Below are 21,820 nucleotides of genomic sequence, written 5' to 3' on the forward strand. Positions count from 1 at the left end.
TTTTTTCTTCCTACGCTATCCCGCCTGCTGTTGCTAACCACCGGGGGGGCCCCCCACAACCCACCCCCCCCCCCCCGGGGGGGGGGGGGGCCCCCCCCCCCCGCCCCCCCCCCCCCCCCACGGCGTTCCCCGGCCGCGTTCCCCTGGAGCCGAGCCTCACACGGCGCCGCCCCACTCCGCCAGAGCCTCGAAGTCGGCCCCGGCGAGCCCGAACCGCTCGTCGATCCGCAGCAGCAGCGCCGGCGCGGCCTGCTCGGTGAGACGCGTGTGTCTCAATCGGGTTATGCTTGTCTCATGGCTATGGATCGTGACCGGGTGCTGCGCGACGCGGCCGCCCTGCTCTCCCGGAAGTCGACCGCGACGATGGACGAGGTCGCCCGGGCGGCCGGGATCGGCCGGGCGACCCTGCACCGGCACTTCGCCGGGCGCGACGCCCTCGTGCGGGCGCTCGAAGAGCTCGGGATCCGGGAGTTCGAGGTGGCCTTCGACCGGGCCCGCCTCGACGAGGGCACGGCCGTGGACGCCCTCGGGCGCCTCGTCGCCGCGGTCGAGCCCGACGCCCAGCTGCTGGCCTTCCTCGTCAGCGAGAACCAGCTGTTCGAGGGCGACCAGGTCAACGAGGGATGGGCCCGGCTCGACGCCCGGGTCGGCGCCCTCTTCCGGCGCGGCCAGCAAGAGGGCGACATCCGGATCGACCTGAGCCCGGCCTGGCTCACCGAGGCCCTCTACGGCCTCGTCGGCACCTGCGCCTGGGCCGTCATGGACGGCCGGGTCGCCGCCAAGGACTTCCAGTACATGATCACCGAGCTGCTGCTCGGTGGCGCACGACGGAGCGTGGAGAAATGAGCCGAACAGAACAGCTGAGCAGGCAGAAGGGGGCGGAGCCCAGGAGTCCCGGGCGCTGGCTCGCGCTCTGCGTGCTCGTCCTGGCCGTGCTGCTGGTCGCGGTCGACGCCACCGTGCTCGGTCTCGCCACGCCCGCCCTCAGCGAGGACCTCAAGCCGTCCGGCACCCAGCTGCTCTGGATCGGCGACATCTACTCCTTCGTCATCGCCGGCCTGCTGGTCTCCATGGGCTCCCTCGGCGACCGCATCGGCCGCAAGAAGCTGCTCCTGCTGGGCGCCACCGCCTTCGGCGCCGTCTCGGTCCTGAACGCCTACGCGACCAGCCCCGAGATGATGATCGTCGCCCGGGCCCTGCTCGGCGTCGCGGGCGCCACCCTGATGCCGTCCACGCTGGCCCTGATCCGCAACATCTTCCACGACCCCAGGGAGCGCAGCCTCGCGATCGGCATCTGGGGCGCCGCCGCCTCCGCGGGCGCGGCCGTCGGACCGGTCGTCGGCGGAGCCCTGCTCCAGCACTTCTGGTGGGGCTCGGTCTTCCTCATCAACCTGCCCGTCATGATCGTCCTGGTCCTCGTCGGGATCAAGCTGCTGCCGGAGTCCAAGAACCCCGTCGCCGGCCCCTGGGACCTGGTCAGCGTCGTCCTGTCCCTCGTCGGCGTCATCGGCGTGGTCTACGCCGTCAAGGAGGTCGCCACCCACGGCATGAGCTGGGGCGTCTGGGCCGCGGCCGTCATCGGCGCCGCCTTCCTGTACGCCTTCGTCCGCCGCCAGTTCACACTGACCGCGCCCCTGCTCGACATGCGGCTCTTCAGGCACCGCGGCTTCTCCGGCGCCGTCCTCGCCGACCTGCTCACCGTCTTCGGACTCTCCGGGCTGGTCTTCTTCCTCTCCCAGTTCCTCCAGCTCGTCCAGGGCCGCGACCCGCTGGAGGCGGGCCTCGCGGAGCTGCCCGCCGCCATCGGCGCCGTGGTCACCGGCCTGCTCGCCGGCCGGTACGCCCGCCGGTACTCGGTGCGGTCCACCGTCGCCGGCGGCCTCGCCGCCATCGGCCTGGCCCTGGCCGCCCTGACCCTGGTCCACAAGGAGACCGGCTACCCGCTGCTCGGCGCGGCCCTGCTCTTCGTCGGCCTCGGCGCCGGCTTCTCCTTCACCGTCACCGCCGACGTGATCCTCTCCAGCGTGCCCAAGGAACAGGCCGGCTCGGCCTCGGCCGTCTCCGAGACGGCGTACGAACTCGGCGCCGCCCTCGGCATCGCCCTGCTCGGCTCCATCGTCACGGGTGTCTACCAGGACTTCACCGCCCCGTCCTCGGTCCCGCCGGCCGTCGCGGACGCCGCGCACGAATCCCTCGGCGGCGCCGTCGAGGCGGCCAAGGCGCTCGACCCGCACACCGCGCAGCAGATGGTCGGCGCGGCCCAGGAGGCCTTCGTGGACGGACTGCGGCTCGCCTCCGGCGTCGGCGCGGCCGTGCTGCTGGCGACCGCCGCGGCCGCGTGGTTCCTGCTCAAGGGCCAGGCGCTCCAGGACGGCATCGAGCACTGACCTGTCGTCATCCGGCCAAAAGGCTTCCTCATGAGGGCAGTTGACAGGGTGCCGAACCGCGGGACACCATCCCGGCGATGGAGATCAACGATCTGACCCCGGCCGAGCGCCGCGTACGGGACGCCTTCCCGCGCGGCGAGCGCGTCGACTTCCGGCCGGACCCGGAGGAGGACGCCGCCGACGGCGACGGCTGGGGCCCCGAGCGCACCGTCCGCGCCGAGGTGCTCACGGCCCTGCTGCTCAGCGGGCCCAGCGCCGCCGGCCACGTCGCCGGGCTCAACATCCGCGGCGCCCGCATCACCGGCAAGCTCAACCTGAAGTACGCCGTGGTCGAGCACGCGATCCGGCTGCGAGGCTGCTGGTTCGAGCGCAAACCCCTCGTCTACGGAGCGCAGTTGCGGGCCCTGGTGCTGAGCGACTCGGCGCTCCCCGGCCTCACCGCCACCTCCGTCAGCATCGACGTCGTGCTGCGGCTGCCCTGCTGCACGATCACCGGCCCCGTCCGGCTCTCCGGCGCCCGCATCTCCGGCGGCCTCTTCCTCCAGCGGGCGGTCATCGGCACTCCGGCCTCCGCCGGGGAGGGCCGGGAGCCGATCCTCCAGTTCAACCACGCGGACATCGCCACCGACGTCATCGCCACCGACCTCACCGTCCACGGCCAGACCCGCATCAACGGCGCCACCGTCGGAGGCCAGGTCAACCTCGACGGCGCCCGGCTCCTCGCCCCCGGCGACACCGCCCTGCACGCAGAGACCCTCACCGTCGGCACCGACCTGCGCGCCATGCGGATGGAGGCCCACGGCCGCGTCAACCTGACCGGCTCCCGCATACCGGGCCAGCTCAACTTCGCCTACGCCCGGTTCGTCAACCCCGGCGGCGTCGCCCTGCGCGCCTCCAGCTGCCTGGTGGGGGAGGTGTGGCTGCGCTCCTGCGAGACCATCCAGGGCGGTCTGAACCTACGCCGCTCGCAGTTCGACCGGCTGCACATGCCGCCCGAGACCTGGCCGGCGCAGATCCGCATCGAAGGGCTCACCTACCGGACCCTCGCCCCGCACCTCCCGGCCGAGGAGCGGCTGCCCGCACTGGAGCGGGAGGAGACGGGCTATCTCCCGTACGCCTACGAACAGCTCGCCGCCGCCTACCGCACGGCGGGCGACGAGGCAGCCGCACGGACCGTCCAGCTCGCCAAACTGCGCCGCCACCGCCGCACCCTGCCCCGGCACGCCCGGCTGTGGGGGCTCCTCCAGGACGGCACCGTCGGCTACGGCTTCCGGCCGCTGCGCGCGGCGGGGTGGCTGCTGGCGCTGCTGCTCACCGGGGTGGCCGCCTACACGGCCACTCCGCCGCGCGCCCTGAAGGCGGGGGAGGCGCCGGACTTCAACCCGGTGTTCTACACGCTCGACCTGATGCTGCCGATCGTCGGCTTCGGGCAGGAGTCCGCCTACGCGCCGAGCGGCTGGCACCAGTGGCTGTCGTACCTGCTGATCGTGACCGGCTGGGTCCTCGCCACCACGACGGCGGCGGGCGTCAGCCGGTCCCTCCAGCGGCAGTAGGCCCTACGCGGCCTTGGCCTTGGTGGCGTACATGTCCACGTACTCCTGGCCGGAGAGCCGCATGACCTCGGCCATCACCGAGTCGGTGACCGCGCGCAGCACGTACCGGTCGCGGTCCATGCCCTCGTGGCGGGAGAACTCCATCGGCTCGCCGAAGCGGACCGTGACGCGGCCCGGACGGGGCATCCCGGCGCCGCCCGGCTGGAGCTTGTCGGTGCCGATCATGGCGAAGGGGACCACGGGGGCGCCGGTCATCAGGGTGAGGCGGGCGATGCCGGTGCGTCCGCGGTAGAGCCGGCCGTCGGGGGAGCGGGTGCCCTCGGGGTAGATGCCGAAGACCTTGCCCTCCTCGAGGATCCGGCGGCCGGTCATCAGGGCCGCGACCCCGCCGTTGGCGCCGTCGCGGTCCACGGGGATCATCCCCGAGCCGGTGAAGAACCACGCCATCAGCCGGCCCTTGAGGCCCTTGCCCGTCACGTACTCGTCCTTGCCGATGAAGTGGACCGTGCGGTCGCACACCAGCGGAAGGATCATGGAGTCGATGAAGGTGAGGTGGTTGCCCGCGAGGATCACCGGTCCGGATCCGGGGATGTTCCCGATGCCCTCCACGCGGGTGCGGAACATCAGGCGCATGACGGGTCCGACGGTGGCTTTGATGAGCGCGGTACGGAACAACGTGGGCCCTCCGGCATCGAAAAGCGGTTCGCGCACGCCCACCACACGGCGGTAGTGCAGGTGAGGACGATACTCGCGGGTCGCCCCTGATCGCACATCGGGTTCACGTGTCGGATACGCAGTGTTGACGCGCGTTCGCGCCACGTTCCCCGCGAGCCGGTCCGGCGGCCACCTTCCTCTGTCTACCATCGGCCGGCCGGACCGGGGGCCGCGAGACGCCGCAACGACCGGAGTTGCCGGGGCCGCGGGCCCGTTCGGACGAGGAGTGGCACTCATGACGCACGGTGGAGCAGCGCGGCGCACGGTACTGGGGGCGGCCGTCCTGGCGGCGGGCACCGGCATCGCCGGCCTCGGGGCGGGAAGCGCCTCCGCGGCGGGCGGCGGACACGGCGGCGGACACGGCGACGGACACGGCGGCGGGCAGGGCGACGGCGGGTACCGGGACCTCCCGTATCCGACGGTGATCGGGCACCGGGGCGCCAGCGGCTACCGGCCCGAGCACACGATCGGGTCCTACCAGCTCGCCCTCGACCTGGGCGCCGACGTCATCGAGCAGGACCTCGTCCCGACTCGGGACGGCCACCTCGTGTGCCGCCACGAGAACGAGATCGGGGGTACCACCGACGTCGCCGACCACCCCGCCTTCGCCGCCCGGCGCACCACCAAGTCCGTCGACGGGGTCTCCGTCACCGGCTGGTTCACCGAGGACTTCACCCTCGCCGAGCTGAAGACCCTGCGCGCGAAGGAGCGCATCCCGGCCGTCCGCCAGCGCAACACCCTCTACGACGGCCGGTGGGCCGTGCCCACCTTCGAGGAGGTGCTGCGCTGGGCCGACCGCGAGGGCAAGCGGCGCGGCAGGCGGGTCTGGCTGCACGTCGAGACCAAGCACCCCAGCTACTTCCGGGCGCTCGGCCTCGGGCTGGAGGAGCCGCTCGCGAAGCTGCTGCGCCGCTACGGACGCGACGGCCGCGGGGCCGCGCTCTTCCTCCAGTCCTTCGAGCCCACCAGCATCCAGCGGCTCTCCCGGCTCGTGTCCGCCCCCCGGGTGGTCCTGCTCTCCGCCGCCCACACCCGCCCCTGGGACTTCGAGGCGGCCCAGGACCCCCGCACGGTGGCGGACCTGGTCAAGCCCGAGGGCCTGAAGTGGATCGCGGGCTTCGCCCAGGGCATCGGCCCGACCATGGACCTGATCCTCCCGCGCGACGCGGCCGGGCGGCTCACCGCCCCGACCACCCTGGTGCGGGACGCCCACGCCCGGGGGCTGCTGCTGCACCCCTACACCGCGCGCAACGAGAACAGCTTCCTGCCGGCCGAGTACCGCAAGGGCGCCGACCCGGCCGCCTACGGGGACGCCTTCGGCGCCTTCCGTACGTACTTCGAGCAGGGCATCGACGGCATCTTCACCGACAACCCGGACACCGGGCTGCTCGCGGCCGAGTCCTTCCGGCCGGGCCGCCGCCCCGTCAACCGCTGAGCGCAAGTCCTCGAACGGGTGGGCCGTGCCCGGGTCGGAAACCGCCGGGCCCGGCCCGCTCGTCCCGCCGGGCATGGACCTGCTGAAGGCTGACCTGCTGGAGAACCTCGGCCCCCTGCTCTCCGCCGAGGCGGCCGCGGAGGCCCCGGGCACCGGAGTGGACGCGGCCGACCTCGAACAAGCCGTCTGGGTCAGGCTGCTGGAGGACGGCCGCCGTGCCCCCGACCCGGCCGACCCCGCCGAGCCCGCGCGCTGGCTGCGCCGGGCGGTGCGCGCCGAGGCCCGCCTCGCCCGGCGCCGCGCCCGCCGGGAGGTCCCGTACGACGACCGGCGCCGCCCCGCCGGCGGCGGCCGCCGACGCGACCGCGCCGGTGACGGCCCGTCGGCGGGCGCGGGCCCCGCGGCCGGCTCCGGGACCGCCGCGGAGCCGGAGAGCGCCCTGCTGCACGGGGAGGAGAACCGGGTCCTGCGCTCGGCCGTCGCCCGGCTTCCGGGACGGTGTCCGGAGCTGATGGGGGCACTTCTCTCGCCCAGAGACCTCACCTACCGTGAAATCGCAGGGGAGTTGGGTATCTCACAAGGAAGTTTGGGGCCCGTCCGTTCCCGTTGCCTGGGATGTCTGCGCAGAATGCTGGCTGCAGAGGTTGCGGCTCCTGGCCTGTGGGGAAAGGAGCGGTAGACCATCGGGCCACCAGGTGAGCGGGAGGCATGCGCACATGGGCATGAGCGTGACCATTTCGGCAGCGGCTGCCGAGGATGCCGAGCAGATCTTCAAACTGCAGTACCTGGCCTTCCAGCGCGAGGCGGAGCTGTACGGCAACTACCGCATCCAGCCGCTCACCCAGACCCTGGACTCCCTCAAGGAAGAGCTGGCGGCGGACACCGTCCTGGTGGCCCGCCTCGGCGACGAGGTCGTCGGCACCGTGCGCGGGAGCGTCGACGCGGACGGCACCGGAAAGATCGCCAAGCTCTGCGTCCACCCGCGCCTCCAGGGCCACGGCCTCGGTGCGCGTCTGCTGCGCGCCGTCGAGGAGGCCCTCGCCGGCCACGGCGCCACGGCCCGCTTCCGCCTGCACACCGGGCACAAGAGCGAGTCCAACCTGCGGCTCTACCGCAAGGCCGGCTACACCCGGGTCGGCGGCCGCACCGCCTCCGACGGCGTGCAGCTGGTCATCCTGGAGAAGGACGCCAAGGCCCCGACCGGCTTCGCCGTCAGCGCCTGAGCCCGCCCCCGGAGCCCCCGGACCGGACCGCAGCACCGGCCCGGTCCCGTCAGCGCTTGCGCCGCAGCCAGAGCATCCCGGTGACCGGCAGGACCACCGGGATGAACAGGTAGCCCATCCCGAAGTCCGACCACACGGTCGCGTCGGGGAAGGCGTCGGGGCGCACCAGGGTCCAGGTGCCCACGACCAGTACGCCGGCCAGTTCGGCGGCGCAGCACACCAGCGCCGCCTTGCGGGCCCTCTCCCCGCCGCGCACCAGTGAGTACGTGATGAAGGCGTAGGCCAGGGCGGCCACCGCGGACAGCGAGTACGCCAGCGGCGCCCGGTCGAACTCGGTGGAGATCTGGTAGGCCGACCGCGAGACGGCCCCCACCACCATCACCCCGTAGAGCCAGACCAGCAGCAGTCCCGGGCCGGAGACCAGCCGCCCGCGGCCGGCGGGAGCGTCCGTCGTCGTGTCAGGCACCGGTGGTTCCCCAGATGTCGTGGAGCCGTACTTCGAGGACGGCGAGGACGAAGGCGCCCGCGGCCACCGTCACCGATCCCCACTTGGTCCGCTCGGTCAGCGAGAGCATCCCGGCGGCCGGGACCGTCGCGAAGGCGCCCAGCAGGTAGGCCACGAAGATCACCGTGCCCTCGTCGGGCTCCCCGCCCCGCGCCAGCGCGACCAGCCCGACCACCAGCTGGGCCAGGACCAGCAGGGTCACCACGGCCATGCCGATGAAGTGCCAGTCCTTGGTCGGCTGGTCCCGCCAGGCGGCGTGGCCGCACCAGGCGGCGAGGGCGAGTGCGGCCACGCCGATGGCGACCGTCAGGGCGTCGAGCATGCAGCGAGGGTATTACGGGCCGAAAAACCCGATGCGCGCACCCCTGGACCCGCGCTTCCCCGGACGGCATGACGCAGGCGTGCCCATGCCCCGCTCCGTTCCGGTGTGGTCCGGCATGTGGTCCGGCATGTGGTCGAATTCCGTCCGCATACCGGACGGCATTGATCGGTCACGGGATACGTCTGCTTTACTTGGGCCCATGACCACGACGAGCAGCCGCACCCTTGCGACCGAGGCGACGATGACGCCCGGTGCTCGTTGTATGTGTCGAATGTGCGCCTTCTGAGGGCCCCCTCCCGATCCTCGCGCCCCGAAGCGAGACCGGCGCAGCCGCTCCGCCCGCTCCCCGCGAGCGCGGACCGGTCCTGCCCCGCGCACGCGTCGCCGCCATCGTCCCGCCTGACGCCCGACGTCTTGTGATGGCTCCGACCCGTATCGCGTCCCCAGACGTACGCCCCGTGCCCGGCACCCCGCTGCGCCGTGCACTCGACAGCGACGGAAATCCTGTGATCACCACATCGGGCCTCACGAAGGTCTACCAGTCCCGTGGCCGCGAGGTCACCGCCCTGGACGGCGTCGACCTCCACGTCCGCGAGGGCGAGGTCTACGGAGTCATCGGCCAGAGCGGCGCCGGCAAGTCCTCCCTGATCCGCTGCGTCAACCTGCTGGAGCGGCCCACCACGGGCACCGTGAGCGTCGACGGCGTCGACCTCACCGCACTGGCCGGCCGGGGCCGGCGCGCCTCCAGGGAGCTCCGCGAGGCCCGCAGTCGGATCGGCATGGTCTTCCAGCACTTCAACCTGCTGTCCTCGCGCACCGTCCAGGGCAACATCGAGCTGCCCCTGGAGATCCTCGGCACCTCCGGCCGCGAGCGCTCGCGCAAGGCCCTGGAACTCCTCGACCTGGTCGGCCTCGCCGACAAGGCCAAGGCCTACCCCGCCCAGCTCTCCGGCGGTCAGAAGCAGCGCGTCGGCATCGCCCGCGCCCTGGCCGGCGACCCCAAGGTCCTGCTGTCCGACGAGGCCACCAGCGCCCTGGACCCCGAGACCACCCGGTCCGTCCTCCAGCTGCTGCGCGACCTCAACCAGCAGCTCGGCCTGACCGTCCTGCTCATCACGCACGAGATGGACGTGGTCAAGTCCGTCTGCGACTCGGCGGCCCTCATGAAGAACGGCCGGGTCGTCGAGTCCGGCACCGTCGCCGAACTGCTCGCCACCCCCGGCTCGGAGCTCGCGGGCGCGCTCTTCCCGGTCAGCGGGGCCGCCTCCGGCCCCGACCGCACGGTCGTCGACGTCACCTTCCACGGCGACGCCGCCACCCAGCCGGTGATCTCCCAGCTCTCGCGGACGTACAACATCGACATCTCGATCCTCGGCGCCGCGATGGACACCGTCGCCGGCCGGCAGATCGGCCGCATGCGCATCGAACTCCCCGGCCGCTACGAGGACAACGTGGTCCCGGTCGGCTTCCTGCGCGAGCAGGGCCTCCAGATCGACGTCGTCGACGCCGACTCCGACCTCGACTCCGAGATCGCCGCACTGGTCAAGGATGGTGCCAAGTGACCTGGTCCGAGATGCAGCCCCTGCTCACCCAGGGAACGTACGACACCCTCTACATGGTGCTGTGGTCCACCCTGGTGACCGTCCTCGGGGGACTGCCCGTCGGCATCCTGCTCGTCCTCACCGACAAGGGCGGCCTGCTGCAGAACCAGCCGCTCAACAAGGTCCTCGGCGTGATCGTGAACATCGGCCGCTCGCTGCCGTTCATCATCCTGCTGATCTTCCTGATCCCCGTCACCACCGCCGTCGTCGGCACCTTCATCGGCCCCACCGCCATGATCGTCCCGCTGGCCATCGGCGCCATCCCCTTCTTCGCCCGGCTCGTCGAGACGGCCGTCCGCGAGGTGGACCACGGCCTGGTCGAGGCCGTCGAGTCCATGGGCGGGTCCGTCCCCACCCTGGTGGGCAAGGTGCTCCTCCCGCAGGCCCTGCCCTCCCTGGTCGCCGGCGTCACCACCACGGTCATCACCCTGGTCGGCTACTCCGCCATGGCCGGCGCCGTCGGCGGCGAAGGACTGGGCTCCAAGGCCATCACGTACGGCTTCCAGCGCTTCGAGACCGGCTTCATGGTCGCCACCGTCGTCGTCCTGATCGTCCTCGTCACGGTGATCCAGCTGATCGGCGACGGCGTGGTCCGCCTCCTGGCACGCCGCGGCCGGACCGCCTGAGCCCCCGGGCCCACAGACTCCCTCCCCCAGAAAGCCCGCACTTGTCGTGCTTGGGCCACCACCAGCAAGTCTCGGTACTTGTTCAGCAAGAAAGGCACTCTTCGTGCGTAAGAACACCAAGCTCACCGCCCTCGCCGCCACCGCCTCCGCGCTCGCCCTCGGCCTCACCGCCTGCGGCAGCTCCTCGGACCCGGCCGCCACGTCCGGCGGCGGCAAGGCCGACGAGAGCAAGCCCCTCGTGATAGCGGCCTCCCCGAGCCCGCACGCCGACATCCTGAACTTCGTCAAGGACAAGCTCGCGGCGAAGGAGGGCCTCAAGCTCGAGGTGAAGGAGTTCACGGACTACGTCCTGCCGAACACCGCCACCGAGCAGGGCCAGGTCGACGGCAACTACTTCCAGCACAAGCCGTACCTCGACGACTTCAACAAGAAGAACGGCACGCACATCGTGCCCGTCGTGGACGTGCACCTGGAGCCCCTCGGCCTCTACTCCAAGAAGGCCAAGGCCCTCACCGACATCAAGGCCGGCCAGACCGTCGCCGTCCCCAACGACACCACCAACGAGGGCCGCGCGCTCCAGCTCCTCGCCGCGAACAACCTGATCACCCTCAAGGAGGGTGTCGGCACCAGCGCCAAGCTGTCCGACATCACCGACAAGAAGGGCCTCGAGTTCAAGGAGCTGGAGGCCGCCACGGTCCCGCGCGCCCTGAACGACGTCGACGCCGCCGTAATCAACGGCAACTACGCCATCGAGGCGGACCTGGCGCCCGCCAAGGACGCGCTGGTCCTGGAGAAGGCCGACGGGAACCCGTACGCCAACTTCCTCGCGGTCAAGGAGGGCAACCAGGACGACGCCCGGATCCAGAAGCTCGCCAAGCTCCTGAACTCGGACGACGTCAAGAAGTTCATCGAGGAGAAGTACCAGGGCTCGGTCGTCCCGGCCTTCGGCGCCCCGAAGTCCTGACCCCTCCCGGCCCCGCCCGCCCCCGTCGGCGTGCGGGGCCGAGCTCTGCCCGCTTCCGGGCAACCCGGCCCTGCACCGACCCGGCCCCATGCTGCATGCTGTGGCCTACGACCCACAGGGACCGGCCCGCACGAACGGTTCCGCACGCGGTCGCCTCGCACCACGGTCGCACCACGGTCCCAGGCTTGGAGCTCCGCATGACTACCACCTTCCCGGACGTCACCATCAGCACGGACCGGCTGGTGCTGCGCCCCTTCGAGGAAGAGGACGTCACCGCGCTCACCGAGATGATGAACGACGAGAGCGTCATCGCCTGGACCACCGCGCCCCACCCCTACACGCACGCCGACGCACACGCCTGGGCCACCCGGGAGTCCCACGCCGAACGCACCCGGGGCCGCGGCATCGTGCTCGCCGTCACCGAGTTCCTCACCCAGCGCCTCGTCGGCGTCGTCCACCTCCGGAACACCAACTGGCGCACCCGCGCCACCGAGGTCGGCTACGTCACCGCCCCCTGGGCCCGCGGCGAGGGCTACGCCAGCGAATCCGTGCTCGCCGTCGCCCAGTGGCTCTTCCGCGACCAGGGCTTCGAGCGCCTCGAAGTGCGCACCGCCGCGGACAACACCGCCTCCCAGCAGGTCGCCCAGAAGATCGGCTGTATCAGCGAGGGCGTCCTGCGCAACGCCTGGATCGTGCGCACCCAGGCTCCCGACGGAACGTGGGCCGACACCCGCACCGACCTCATCGTCTGGAGCCTCGTCCCCGAGGACCTCGACGACACGGAGGGCTACGACGGCTATGACGGCTATGACGCCCACGCCGGCACCACCGGGTACGGACAGCGCGCCGGGGCCAACGGCCGTGTCGTGGGCGCGGACTGGAACTGAACCGATGACCAGGTAGTCTCACCGTGCCCGACCACCCTGACGAAGCTTCGGCTGCCCCCACACCAGGAGACTGACGACGATGGCCGACCGGGTCACGGTGATCGGCTGGGACGGCTCGCCCCTGACCGCGGCCGCACGGTCCGCGCTCGGCGGCGCCACCCTCGTGGCCGGCGCCGCACACCACCTCGCCCTCCCCGAGGTCCCCCCCTCCGCCGAGCGCATCCGCCTCGGCAGCCTCGGCCTCGCCGCCCGCCGCATCGCCGGCCACCGCGGAACGGCCGTGGTGTTCGCCGACGGAGACCCCGGCTTCTTCGGCGTCGTACGCACCCTGCGCGCCCCGGAGCACGGCCTGGAGGTGGAGGTCGTCCCGGCGGTGTCCGCCGTGGCCGCGGCCTTCGCCCGCGCCGGAATGCCCTGGGACGACGCCCAGGTCGTCGTCGCCCACCCCCGCACCCTGCGCCGCGCCGTCAACGTCTGCCGGGCCCACGGCAAGGTCGCCGTCCTCACCTCGCCCGGCGCCGGCCCCGCCGAACTCGCCCTGCTCCTCGGGGGGATCCACCGCACCTTCGTCATCTGCGAGGAACTGGGCACCGAGCGCGAGCAGGTGAGCGTCCTCACCTCGGACAAGGCCGCCGACCACACCTGGCGCGACCCGAACGTCGTCATCGTCGTCGGCGGCGCCGGACAGGCTCCCACCGCCGAACCGGGCTGGCTGCTCGGCCAGTCCGCCGCCCAGTCCGCCGCGCAGACCGCCGACCGCGGCTGGGCCCGCCCCCGGGCCGGCACCAGGGAGGGGGAGACCGCGCAGTTGCGCGCCGCCCAGCTCGCCCGGCTCGGCCCGCGCCCCGGCGACCTCGTATGGGACATCGGCGCGGGCTCCGGCGGTGTCGCCGTCGACGCCGCCGCCCTCGGCGCGGCCGTCATCGCGGTGGACGCCGACCCGGCCGCCTGCGAACGCGTCACCGCCGCCGCCCGCCGGCGGGGCGTACAGCTCCAGGTCGTCACCGGCCGGGCCCCGCACGTACTGGAAGACCTGCCCGAACCCGACGTCGTCCGCGTCGGCGGCGGCGGCGCCGAAGTGGTCGCGGCGGTCGCCGACCGCCGCCCCGAACGGATCGTCAGCCACGCCTCCACCCGCGACGACGCGGAGGCCATCGGCCGGGCGCTCACCGAACACGGGTACGCCGTCGAGTGCGCGCTGCTCCAGTCGGTGGGCCTGGACACCCGGACCTGGGCCGAACAGGACCGTTCCGTGGTGTTCCTGCTGTCGGCCGAACGCCCCGTGACCCGCTGACACAGGAGCGGGGTAGGCTGGCCGATCGTCGTACCGCCCAGGACGTTTCGGGCACCGCGGCGCAGCCGGGACGCGCGACGTGGCGCAGTCCACAGCGGCCCGCGGCGGTTATGGCCGCCATCTCGGCGAACGGGCGCGACAATGCTTAGTGGTTGTCGTGGAGGGTGTACGTGGGGCCGGTGCGCCGCACGGAAGCCCGCACCGCGGCGCCGCTCGGCGGCCTCGTGGGCGACCGGACGATCGAAGAGGCAACACCGATGGGCGAGGGGTACGCATGACTGACACCGGCCAGGTACCGGGCGAGGGCCACCCGGACGACGCGGGCATGGTGGATCAGCAGGGCATCCCCGCTCCGGCCCGGACTCCGGCGCCGATCCCCGCCGGGTACGCCTTCCAGGACCTCATGGACAACCCGGCCGAGGCGGACGACGAGGAACTGCTGCTCATGCCGAGCGGCCAGGGCGCCTGGAGCGACCCGCAGGTGGTCCCGCCCGCCCCCGTCTTCCCCGCCCCGCCCCAGACGTACGCGGACGCCCCCTACGGCGCCGATCCCTCCTTCCCGGAGGCCCCGGCGGCGTACGCCGAACCGGCGTACCCCGACTTCTCCGCGCCCTCGTACCCCGACACGTCCTACGGCGCCGGCGCGCACGAGGCGGGCGGCCGCGACTCGGGCTCGCTCGACCTCGGCGGACTCGTCGGCCCGCCGCAGACGGCTCCCGCCGCGCACGCGTCCCCAGCCCGGCGCCCGCTGCACATGGGCCCACCGGTGCCCGAGGCCACCGGCGGCGTCGTACGCTCCCTCGCGGACCGCGGGCCCGCCGCTGCTCCGGCGACCGCCCAGGCCCCGGCCGCCCAGCCCGTCTCCGTGCTGAACACCCCGGTTTCGCCGATGCCGGTCCGGCAGGCCGGCCCGCCGACCACGGGCCCCGAGTACCTCGACGTCCCGCGCGCGGAGGCCGCCGCGGCCCCCGCCCCGCAGCTCGGCGAGATCCCGCCGCAGGCCGGGGCGCCGTGGGCGGTCGAGCCGGTGTTCGCGCCGCAGCCGCCGGCCGAGCCGGACGCTCCGGCGGACGCCGCGGACCCCGGGCCGGCCACCGAGCCCGCCGCGGCGCCGGAGAACGCTGCCGAACCGCAGCCGGAGCCCGCCGCGGCACCGGAGCCGATCCTCGTGATCGCCCCGGAGCAGGGGCAGCAGCCGGAGCAGGCGCAGCAGCCCCAACCGGCCGAGGTCCCGGACGAGCCGGCGCCCGCCGCGGCCGAGCCGTCGTCCGCGCCCGCGCCCGTTGAAACGGTGGTTCAGGCCCCCGAGGGCGAGGCGACCCCCGAGGCGGTGGCCCCCGAGGTCTCCGAGCCCGTCCACGCCGCCGAGCCCGTCGCCGCGGCCGGGCCCGCGGACCCGGCCCCCGTCCCGGCCGCGCCCGACGCCGAGCCGGTCGCCGCGGAGGCCCAGCCGCTCGCGGCGGAGCCCCTGCCCGCGGAGCTCCCGGCCGCCGAGCCCGCGCAGACCGCTCCCGCACAGGTCGAGGCCGTACCGGCAGAGCCCGCACAGGTCGAGGCGGCAGAGGCCGAGGCCGAGCCGGCGGCCGAAGCCCTCCCGACGGAGCCGGTCGAGGCCACCGAAGCCGCGGAGGCCGCCGGGCCCGCCGCGGCGGTCGAGCCCGCCCCGCCCGCCGCAGCCGAACCGGCCGCGGAGCCCGTACCCGCCCCGGCGGAGCCGGTCGCCGCGCAGGCCGAGTCCCTCCCGGCGGAGCCCGAGCCCGCGGACCCGGCCGTCGAGCCCGCCGCGGTGGACGCCGTACCCGCGGCCGAGGCAGAGCCCCTCCCGGCAGAACCCCTCGCGGCCGAGCCCGCCGTGGTCGCCCGGCCAGCCGGACCGGTCGGCGAGGCCGCCCCCGGCTACGCCGACGCCGAGCGTGAAGCCGTGCTCCGCGTCATGCGCGAGCGCCGCGACATCCGCAAGGGCTTCCGTACCGACCCCATCCCGCACGAGGTGCTGCTGCGCGTCCTGGAGGCGGCCCACACCGCCCCCAGCGTCGGCCACTCGCAGCCCTGGGACTTCGTCGTCATCCGCTCCGCCGAGACCCGCCGGACGATGCACGAGCTCGCCGAGCGCCAGCGCGAGGCCTACGCAAGGTCGCTGCCCAAGGGGCGGGCGAAGCAGTTCAAGGAACTGAAGATCGAGGCCATCCTCGACACCCCGGTGAACATCGTCGTCACCGCCGACCCCACCCGCGGCGGCCGCCACACCCTCGGCCGGCACACCCAGCCGCAGATGGCCCCGTACTCCTCCGCCCTGGCGGTCGAGAACCTCTGGCTCGCAGCCCGCGCCGAGGGCCTCGGCGTCGGCTGGGTCAGCTTCTTCGACGAGCGCGAGATGGTGCGCGAGCTCGGCCTCCCGGACCACCTTGAGGTCGTCGCGTACCTGTGCGTCGGCTACGTCGACGAGTTCCCGGAGGAGCCCGAGCTGGCACAGGCCGGCTGGTCCCAGCGCCGCCCGCTCTCCTGGGTCGTCCACGAGGAGACGTACGGACGCCGCGCGCTGCCCGGAGAGGAGCCGCACGACCTCCTCTCCGAGACGGTCGCCGGCATCCGCCCGCTCGACGCCAAGGCGCTCGGCGAGGCCTGGGAGCGGCAGAAGCGCATGACCAAGCCCGCCGGGGCCCTGGGCATGCTCGAAATCATCTCCGCGCAGCTCGCCGGCCTCTCCCGCGTCTGTCCGCCGCCGATCCCGGAGCCCGCGGCCGTCGCGATCTTCGCCGGGGACCACGGCGTGCACGCCCAGGGCGTGACCCCCTGGCCGCAGGAGGTCACCACCCAGATGGTGGCCAACTTCCTGGGCGGCGGCGCGGTCTGCAACGCCTTCGCCAACCAGGTCGGCGCCGAGATCTGCGTGATCGACGTGGGCGTCGCCGGCGACCTGCCGGCCACCCCCGGCCTGCTGCCCCGCAAGGTGCGCCCGGGCACGGCCGACTTCTCCGTCGAGCCGGCCATGACCCGCGAAGAAGCGGTCGCCGCCATCGAGGTCGGCATCGAGACCGCCCGCGATCTCGTCGCGGCGGGTAACAAGGCCCTGCTCACCGGAGAGATGGGCATCGCCAACACCACCGTCTCCGCCGCGCTGATCTCGGTCTTCACCGGTGTGGACGCGGCAGAGGTCACCGGACGCGGCACGGGCATCAACGACGAGACCCACACCCGCAAGGTCGAGGTCGTCCGCCGGGCCCTGGAGCTGCACCAGCCGGACCCCGCGGACCCCGTCGGCGTCCTCGCGGCCATCGGCGGCCTGGAGCACGCGGCGATCGTCGGCCTCCTCCTCGGCGGGGCGTCGCTCCGTACGCCGGTGATCCTCGACGGGGTCAGCGCCGGTGCGGCCGCCCTGGTGGCCCGCGCCATCGCGCCCGAGTCCCTCTCGGCCTGCATCGCCGGCCACCGCAGCGCGGAGCCGGGCCACGTGGCGGCCCTGAACACGCTCGGCCTGCGCCCCCTGATCGACCTGGACCTCCGCCTCGGCGAGGGCACCGGCGCCCTGCTGTCCCTCCCGCTGGTCCAGAGCGCGGCCCGCGCGATGCACGAGGTCGCCACGTTCGACTCCGCGGGCGTCACGGAAAAGTAACCCACCGGGCCCCGCCGGCCGAGCCCCCCTCCGGGACCCGCCCCGCCGGTGGGGCAGGCCGGGTGGGGGTCGCCGGTCCGGCCGCGTCGGGCGGGGCCACTCCGGGGCGTCCCCGCAGGACGAGCGAACCACCCCCGCCCCGCTCATCGGCGGAGCTCAGGTTCGCGAGCCGAGGAGACGCCCCGGAGGGGCCCCGCCCGACACCCCGACCCCCCGGGCCCACCCCGCCCACCCGCCACCCCGCCCACCCGGCGTCAAGCCGCCCCCGGCGCCCCGCCCCCGCGGCGCGGGTCCGCGCCGCCGCAGGCCCGGCCCCACCGGGACCGCCGGCCGGGCGGGTCGTATCGTGGACCCGGACAGCCGAAACCGCACGTCAACCCAGCCGCTCCAGCGCAGCAGCGGCCAGTCGTCCCACCGCCGCCACCAGGAGCCGCAACCGCCATGGCCGACACCCCCGCCTACCCCGTAGGTCTCCGCCTGGCCGGCCGCCGCGTCGTCGTCATCGGCGGCGGCCAGGTCGCCCAGCGCCGTCTGCCCGCCCTCATCGCCGCCGGCGCCGACGTCCTGCTGATCTCCCCGTCCGCGACCCCGTCCGTGGACGCCATGGCGGAGACCGGCGAGATCCGCTGGGAGCGCCGCCGCTACCGCGACGGCGACCTCGCCGACGCCTGGTACGCCCTGATCGCCACCCAGAACCGCGAGGACAACGAGCGCGCCTCCGCCGAGGCCGAGCGCGAACGCGTCTGGTGCGTCCGCGCCGACGACGCCTCCGCCGCCACCGCCTGGACCCCCGCCACCGGCCGCACCGACGGCGTCACCGTCGCCGTGCTGACCGGCAACGACCCCCGCCGCTCGGCCGCCGTCCGCGACGCGATCGTCGAGGGCCTGCGCGAGGGCACCCTCGCCGCCCCCGGCCACCGCCACAGGTCCGCCCCCGGCGTCTCCCTCGTCGGCGGCGGCCCCGGCGACCCCGACCTGATCACCGTGCGCGGGCGCCGCCTCCTCGCCGAGGCCGACGTCGTCATCGCCGACCGGCTCGGCCCCCGCGACCTCCTGGACGAACTCCCGCCGCACGTCGAGGTCATCGACGCCGCGAAGATCCCGTACGGCCGGTTCATGGCCCAGGAGGCCATCAACAACGCGCTGATCGAACACGCCAAGGCGGGCAAGGCCGTGGTCCGGCTCAAGGGCGGGGACCCGTACGTCTTCGGCCGCGGCATGGAGGAGCTCCAGGCCCTCGCCGAGGCCGGCATCTCCTGCACGGTCGTCCCCGGCATCTCCAGCTCGATCTCGGTGCCCGGCGCCGCCGGCATCCCGGTCACCCACCGCGGGGTGGCGCACGAGTTCACCGTGGTCAGCGGACACGTCGGCCCCGACGACCCGCGCTCCCTCGTGGACTGGGCCTCCCTCGCCAAGCTGACCGGCACCCTGGTCATCCTCATGGGCGTCGACAAGATCGGCCTGATCGCCGAGGCCCTGATCGGCCACGGCCGCTCCGCGGACACCCCGGTCGCGGTCGTCCAGGAGGGCACCACCGCCACCCAGCGCCGCGTCGACGCCACCCTCGCCACGGTCGGCGCGACCGTGCGCGCCGAGCAGGTCCGCCCGCCCGCGGTCATCGTCATCGGCGAGGTCGTCCGCGTCGGAACCGACGCCGCCCGCACCACCGGCGCCTGACAGGCCGTTGGCACCACACCCACGACAAGGCAGTATCACCCTGTGGCTGATCTCATCACCGTCGAGGACCCCGACGACCCGCGCCTGCGCGACTACACGGGCCTGACCGACGTCGAACTGCGGCGTCGGCGCGAGCCCGCGGAAGGCCTGTTCATCGCCGAGGGCGAGAAGGTCATCAGACGCGCCAAGGACGCCGGGTACGAGATGCGCTCCATGCTCCTCTCCGCCAAGTGGGTCGACGTCATGCGCGACGTCATCGACGAGCTCCCGGCCCCGGTCTACGCCGTCAGCCCCGAGCTCGCCGAACGCGTCACCGGCTACCACGTGCACCGCGGCGCCCTCGCCTCCATGCAGCGCAAACCGCTGCCCACGGCCGAGGACCTGCTGGCCACCACCCGCCGCGTGGTCGTCATGGAAGCGGTCAACGACCACACCAACATCGGCGCCATCTTCCGCAGCGCCGCCGCCCTCGGCATGGACGCGGTGCTGCTCTCGCCGGACTGCGCGGACCCGCTCTACCGCCGGTCCGTGAAGGTCTCCATGGGCGCGGTGTTCTCCGTGCCGTACGCCCGCCTGGAGGCCTGGCCCAAGAGCCTGGACTCCGTCCGCGAAGCGGGCTTCAAGCTGCTGGCGCTGACCCCGCACCAGAAGGCCTCACCCATCGACGTGGCCGCACCCCAGTCCCTGGACCGGGTCGCCCTGATGCTCGGCGCCGAGGGGGACGGCCTGTCCACCCAGGCACTGGTCGCGGCCGACGAGTGGGTACGGATTCCCATGGCGCACGGCGTGGACTCGCTGAACGTCGGCGCGGCCGCCGCCGTCGCCTTCTACGCGGTGGCGCAGGGCCGCGAAGGCGCGCAGGGCCGCGACGGCGCGTAGCGCGGGCCCGTCCGCGGGGCGGCGGGCGGGGCGGGGCCGGCGCAGGTCGGTCCGCCGGACGGCGCCCGGCCCCGCACACGGCCGCGGACCGGGGGGCTCCGCCGGAGAGGTCCGACGTACCGCCCCGGGCCGCGCGTCACAGCTTCTGCGCCGCCGCGATGCCCAGGGCCACGATCAGTGTCACCACGACGAAGACGATCAGCCGCTGCCGCATCAGCTTCGGGTCCGGCCGTGAGGGCCGTCGGCCCGCCCCCGTCGTGCGGGGGGCCGGACGGCCGCCCGTACGCCCCGCGGTCGGCCGGGACGACGGCCCGCCCGGGTTGCGCGCGGAGGAGGGCCGCGACTGCGGTCCGCTGTGCGGCCCGCCCCGGGCCCGCGGCGCGGTGGACCCGCCGGTACGGCGCTCCGTGCGCTGGTCGACGTACTGGTCGGCCTCGGGGAGCCGGCCCGTCGGCCGCTCGGCGATCCGGGCGCGCTGCGCCGGCGGCCGGCCGTCGGAGAGCCCCTGCGCCTCGCGGGCCGCGATCTCCTTCAGCCGCATCGACAGCTGGAGCGTGCTCGGCCGCTCCTCGGGGTCCTTGGCCAGGCAGGCCTGTACGAGCGGCGCGAGCGCGTCCGGTACGCCCACCAGGTGGGGCTCCTCGTGCACGACGCGGTACAGCATGACCTCGGAACTGCCGTGCCCGAAGGGCGAGTCGGCGGTCGCGGCGTAGGCGAGCGTGGCGCCGAGGGCGAAGACGTCCGTGGCGGGGGTGACGGCCGCGCCCCGCACTTGCTCGGGCGCGAGGAAGCCGGGAGAGCCCACGGCGGTGCCGACGTGCGTGAGGGTGCTCGCCCCGGTGGCCCAGGCGATCCCGAAGTCGATGATCCGCGGGCCCTTGGGGGAGAGGAGGATGTTCGAGGGCTTGAGGTCCCGGTGGACCACCCCGGCCTCGTGGACGGCGACCAGCCCCTCGGAGAGCGCGGCGCCGATGGCGGCGATCTGCGCGGCCGTGAGGGGGCCCTCCTCGGCGACCTTGTCGTGCAGGGAGGGCCCGGGGACGTACTGCGTGGCGAACCACGGCCGCTCGGCCTCCAGGTCGGCCGCCACCAGGCGCGCGGTGCAGCCGCCCCGGATGCGCCGGGCCGCGGACACCTCGCGGGCGAACCGGGAGCGGAACTCCTGGTCCTCGGCCAGATCCGGCCGGATGACCTTCAGGGCGACGCGCTGCCCGCGCCGGTCCGATCCCAGGTACACGACGCCCATGCCGCCGGCGCCGAGCCGCCGGTGCAGTCTGAACGAGCCGACGACACGCGGGTCCTCGCGCCGGAGCCGCATCATCGCCATGTCCACCCCGCTGACCGGTCGTCCTGTTGACGTGGCACAGCTTACGGACCATCCGGCATGCGTGCTCAGAGGCCGCGCCCTCGCCGGGAGATTCGATTGTCTGTGCGCCACAGCACACTTGAGGGTCTTTCAGTCCGCACGGCGGGCACCGGGGCGCGCCTGCCCGGCCCGCCCAAACGGCCCTCGGGGCACGGGGATTGACGTGCCGGGGGGTGCTTCGACCCGATTCGGCGGGCCCGCGCCGTGCGTACAGTCGAGTGGATCTTGCCTGCGCCCGGCGGAGGGACACGTATGAACAGGGAGTGACGGAAGTGAGAGAAGTCACTACCCTCCGGTCATCCCCTCCGGGAAGACCCCGACGCGGGGCGAGCGGTCTCCACCCAGGGGAGTACACGGGAGGGACCCCGTCATCCTCCCGGAGGCCCGCCAATGGGTACGAGGGCATGAGGCCGACGGCCCCCCGCGCGCCTAGGGTTGAGGCAAGCGGCGGGTGGAGCACTCGTCCCCCGAGGTCACAAGCCCGCCGCTGCCAAACGACAGGGAGAGGACCATGGCGGACACCGCACGGCAAGGACGCAAGGCATTCGCGTTCAACGGCCACGAGTCCGGTACGCGCCACCCGCTGGTGGCCGCGGCCATGGTCCTCCCCCTGGCCGCCGTCCTGCTCTTCCTCTTCGGGGGGTTCGAGCAGGTGGCGGCGCAGGCGTCGTCCGTGGGCGTGATGCTGGGGCGCTGAGCGGCGCCCCGGGTCCGGGAGAGCGGCCCGGACCGGGACATCATCCGGCCGAACCCCGTGGGGACGGGGGAGAGGCG

The 21,820-nt window shown here is 73.8% G+C and carries 20 protein-coding genes; 16 read left to right on the forward strand and 4 right to left on the reverse strand.

Features of this window, described 5'->3' with window-relative positions; genetic code table 11:
- The first annotated feature begins 294 nt into the window (after nt 1-294).
- From ACFWU6_RS16320 to ACFWU6_RS16330, 3 genes are all read left to right on the forward strand, one after another.
- Nucleotides 295-846, forward strand: a complete 552-nt coding sequence (locus ACFWU6_RS16320; protein WP_383805254.1) for a TetR/AcrR family transcriptional regulator — start codon at nt 295-297, stop codon at nt 844-846.
- Entirely contained in the window at nt 843-2,387 is a 1,545-nt protein-coding gene (locus ACFWU6_RS16325; protein ID WP_383981618.1) for an MFS transporter, read from the forward strand. Before ACFWU6_RS16320 ends, ACFWU6_RS16325 begins: the two co-directional genes overlap by 4 nt.
- Before the next feature lie 77 nt (nt 2,388-2,464).
- On the forward strand, nt 2,465-3,940 hold the full coding sequence (locus tag ACFWU6_RS16330; protein ID WP_383805250.1) for a membrane-associated oxidoreductase: 1,476 nt from the start codon (nt 2,465-2,467) through the stop codon (nt 3,938-3,940).
- A gap of 3 nt (nt 3,941-3,943) precedes the next feature.
- Here the strand turns inward: ACFWU6_RS16330 and ACFWU6_RS16335 are convergent, their stop codons facing one another.
- Nucleotides 3,944-4,573 carry a lysophospholipid acyltransferase family protein gene (locus ACFWU6_RS16335; protein ID WP_383805326.1) on the reverse strand — a complete coding sequence of 210 codons (630 nt, stop codon included), beginning with the start codon at nt 4,571-4,573 and terminating at the stop codon, nt 3,944-3,946.
- 316 nt (nt 4,574-4,889) lie between these two features.
- On the opposite strand from ACFWU6_RS16335, the gene ACFWU6_RS16340 reads away from it, so the two are divergent.
- The 3 genes from ACFWU6_RS16340 to ACFWU6_RS16350 all read left to right on the forward strand — a co-directional run bounded on the left by ACFWU6_RS16340 (nt 4,890) and on the right by ACFWU6_RS16350 (nt 7,312).
- Complete coding sequence (locus tag ACFWU6_RS16340) at nt 4,890-6,089, forward strand: glycerophosphodiester phosphodiesterase (protein ID WP_383981620.1); 1,200 nt, start codon at nt 4,890-4,892, stop codon at nt 6,087-6,089.
- A gap of 73 nt (nt 6,090-6,162) precedes the next feature.
- A complete protein-coding gene (locus ACFWU6_RS16345; RefSeq protein ID WP_383981673.1) occupies nt 6,163-6,768 on the forward strand; it encodes a sigma-70 family RNA polymerase sigma factor in 606 nt (201 codons plus the stop codon).
- Nucleotides 6,769-6,805: 37 nt separating this feature from the next.
- Nucleotides 6,806-7,312 (forward strand): GNAT family N-acetyltransferase, encoded by a 507-nt coding sequence (locus ACFWU6_RS16350; RefSeq protein ID WP_383810377.1) that lies wholly within the window; start codon nt 6,806-6,808, stop codon nt 7,310-7,312.
- A gap of 49 nt (nt 7,313-7,361) precedes the next feature.
- On the opposite strand, the gene ACFWU6_RS16355 is transcribed toward ACFWU6_RS16350, so the two are convergent.
- A complete protein-coding gene (locus tag ACFWU6_RS16355) occupies nt 7,362-7,778 on the reverse strand; it encodes a hypothetical protein (protein ID WP_383981622.1) in 417 nt (138 codons plus the stop codon).
- Nucleotides 7,771-8,139, reverse strand: coding sequence for a hypothetical protein (locus tag ACFWU6_RS16360; protein ID WP_383810383.1), 369 nt, complete (start codon nt 8,137-8,139; stop codon nt 7,771-7,773). Before ACFWU6_RS16360 ends, ACFWU6_RS16355 begins: the two co-directional genes overlap by 8 nt.
- 506 nt (nt 8,140-8,645) lie before the next feature.
- On the opposite strand from ACFWU6_RS16360, the gene ACFWU6_RS16365 reads away from it, so the two are divergent.
- The 9 genes from ACFWU6_RS16365 to ACFWU6_RS16405 all read left to right on the forward strand — a co-directional run bounded on the left by ACFWU6_RS16365 (nt 8,646) and on the right by ACFWU6_RS16405 (nt 19,680).
- Nucleotides 8,646-9,701, forward strand: coding sequence for a methionine ABC transporter ATP-binding protein (locus ACFWU6_RS16365; protein WP_383981624.1), 1,056 nt, complete (start codon nt 8,646-8,648; stop codon nt 9,699-9,701).
- A complete protein-coding gene (locus tag ACFWU6_RS16370) occupies nt 9,698-10,366 on the forward strand; it encodes a methionine ABC transporter permease (protein ID WP_383810388.1) in 669 nt (222 codons plus the stop codon). Before ACFWU6_RS16365 ends, ACFWU6_RS16370 begins: the two co-directional genes overlap by 4 nt.
- Nucleotides 10,367-10,469: 103 nt before the next feature.
- Complete coding sequence (locus tag ACFWU6_RS16375; protein WP_383981626.1) at nt 10,470-11,330, forward strand: MetQ/NlpA family ABC transporter substrate-binding protein; 861 nt, start codon at nt 10,470-10,472, stop codon at nt 11,328-11,330.
- Between the two features lie 197 nt (nt 11,331-11,527).
- Entirely contained in the window at nt 11,528-12,217 is a 690-nt protein-coding gene (locus tag ACFWU6_RS16380; RefSeq protein ID WP_383810395.1) for a GNAT family N-acetyltransferase, read from the forward strand.
- Nucleotides 12,218-12,296: 79 nt separating this feature from the next.
- On the forward strand, nt 12,297-13,511 hold the full coding sequence (cbiE, locus tag ACFWU6_RS16385) for a precorrin-6y C5,15-methyltransferase (decarboxylating) subunit CbiE (RefSeq protein ID WP_383810398.1): 1,215 nt from the start codon (nt 12,297-12,299) through the stop codon (nt 13,509-13,511).
- Nucleotides 13,512-13,663: 152 nt separating this feature from the next.
- A complete protein-coding gene (locus ACFWU6_RS16390) occupies nt 13,664-13,789 on the forward strand; it encodes a hypothetical protein (RefSeq protein ID WP_383810400.1) in 126 nt (41 codons plus the stop codon).
- Nucleotides 13,786-17,124, forward strand: a complete 3,339-nt coding sequence (gene cobT / locus ACFWU6_RS16395; protein ID WP_383981627.1) for a nicotinate-nucleotide--dimethylbenzimidazole phosphoribosyltransferase — start codon at nt 13,786-13,788, stop codon at nt 17,122-17,124. The genes ACFWU6_RS16390 and cobT overlap by 4 nt, the downstream gene beginning before the upstream one ends.
- A gap of 441 nt (nt 17,125-17,565) precedes the next feature.
- Nucleotides 17,566-18,801, forward strand: a complete 1,236-nt coding sequence (cobA, locus tag ACFWU6_RS16400) for a uroporphyrinogen-III C-methyltransferase (RefSeq protein ID WP_383810405.1) — start codon at nt 17,566-17,568, stop codon at nt 18,799-18,801.
- 42 nt (nt 18,802-18,843) lie between these two features.
- Entirely contained in the window at nt 18,844-19,680 is an 837-nt protein-coding gene (locus tag ACFWU6_RS16405) for a TrmH family RNA methyltransferase (protein WP_383810408.1), read from the forward strand.
- A gap of 136 nt (nt 19,681-19,816) precedes the next feature.
- Here ACFWU6_RS16405 and ACFWU6_RS16410 read toward each other — a convergent pair whose 3' ends face one another.
- Nucleotides 19,817-21,007: a serine/threonine-protein kinase gene (locus ACFWU6_RS16410; RefSeq protein WP_383810411.1), complete on the reverse strand. Its 1,191-nt coding sequence runs from the start codon at nt 21,005-21,007 to the stop codon at nt 19,817-19,819.
- 550 nt (nt 21,008-21,557) lie between these two features.
- On the opposite strand from ACFWU6_RS16410, the gene ACFWU6_RS16415 reads away from it, so the two are divergent.
- Nucleotides 21,558-21,743, forward strand: a complete 186-nt coding sequence (locus ACFWU6_RS16415; protein WP_383810414.1) for a hypothetical protein — start codon at nt 21,558-21,560, stop codon at nt 21,741-21,743.
- Nucleotides 21,744-21,820: the final 77 nt, after the last annotated feature.

The organism is Streptomyces sp. NPDC058674 (assembly GCF_042716505.1).
GTDB lineage: Bacteria > Actinomycetota > Actinomycetes > Streptomycetales > Streptomycetaceae > Streptomyces.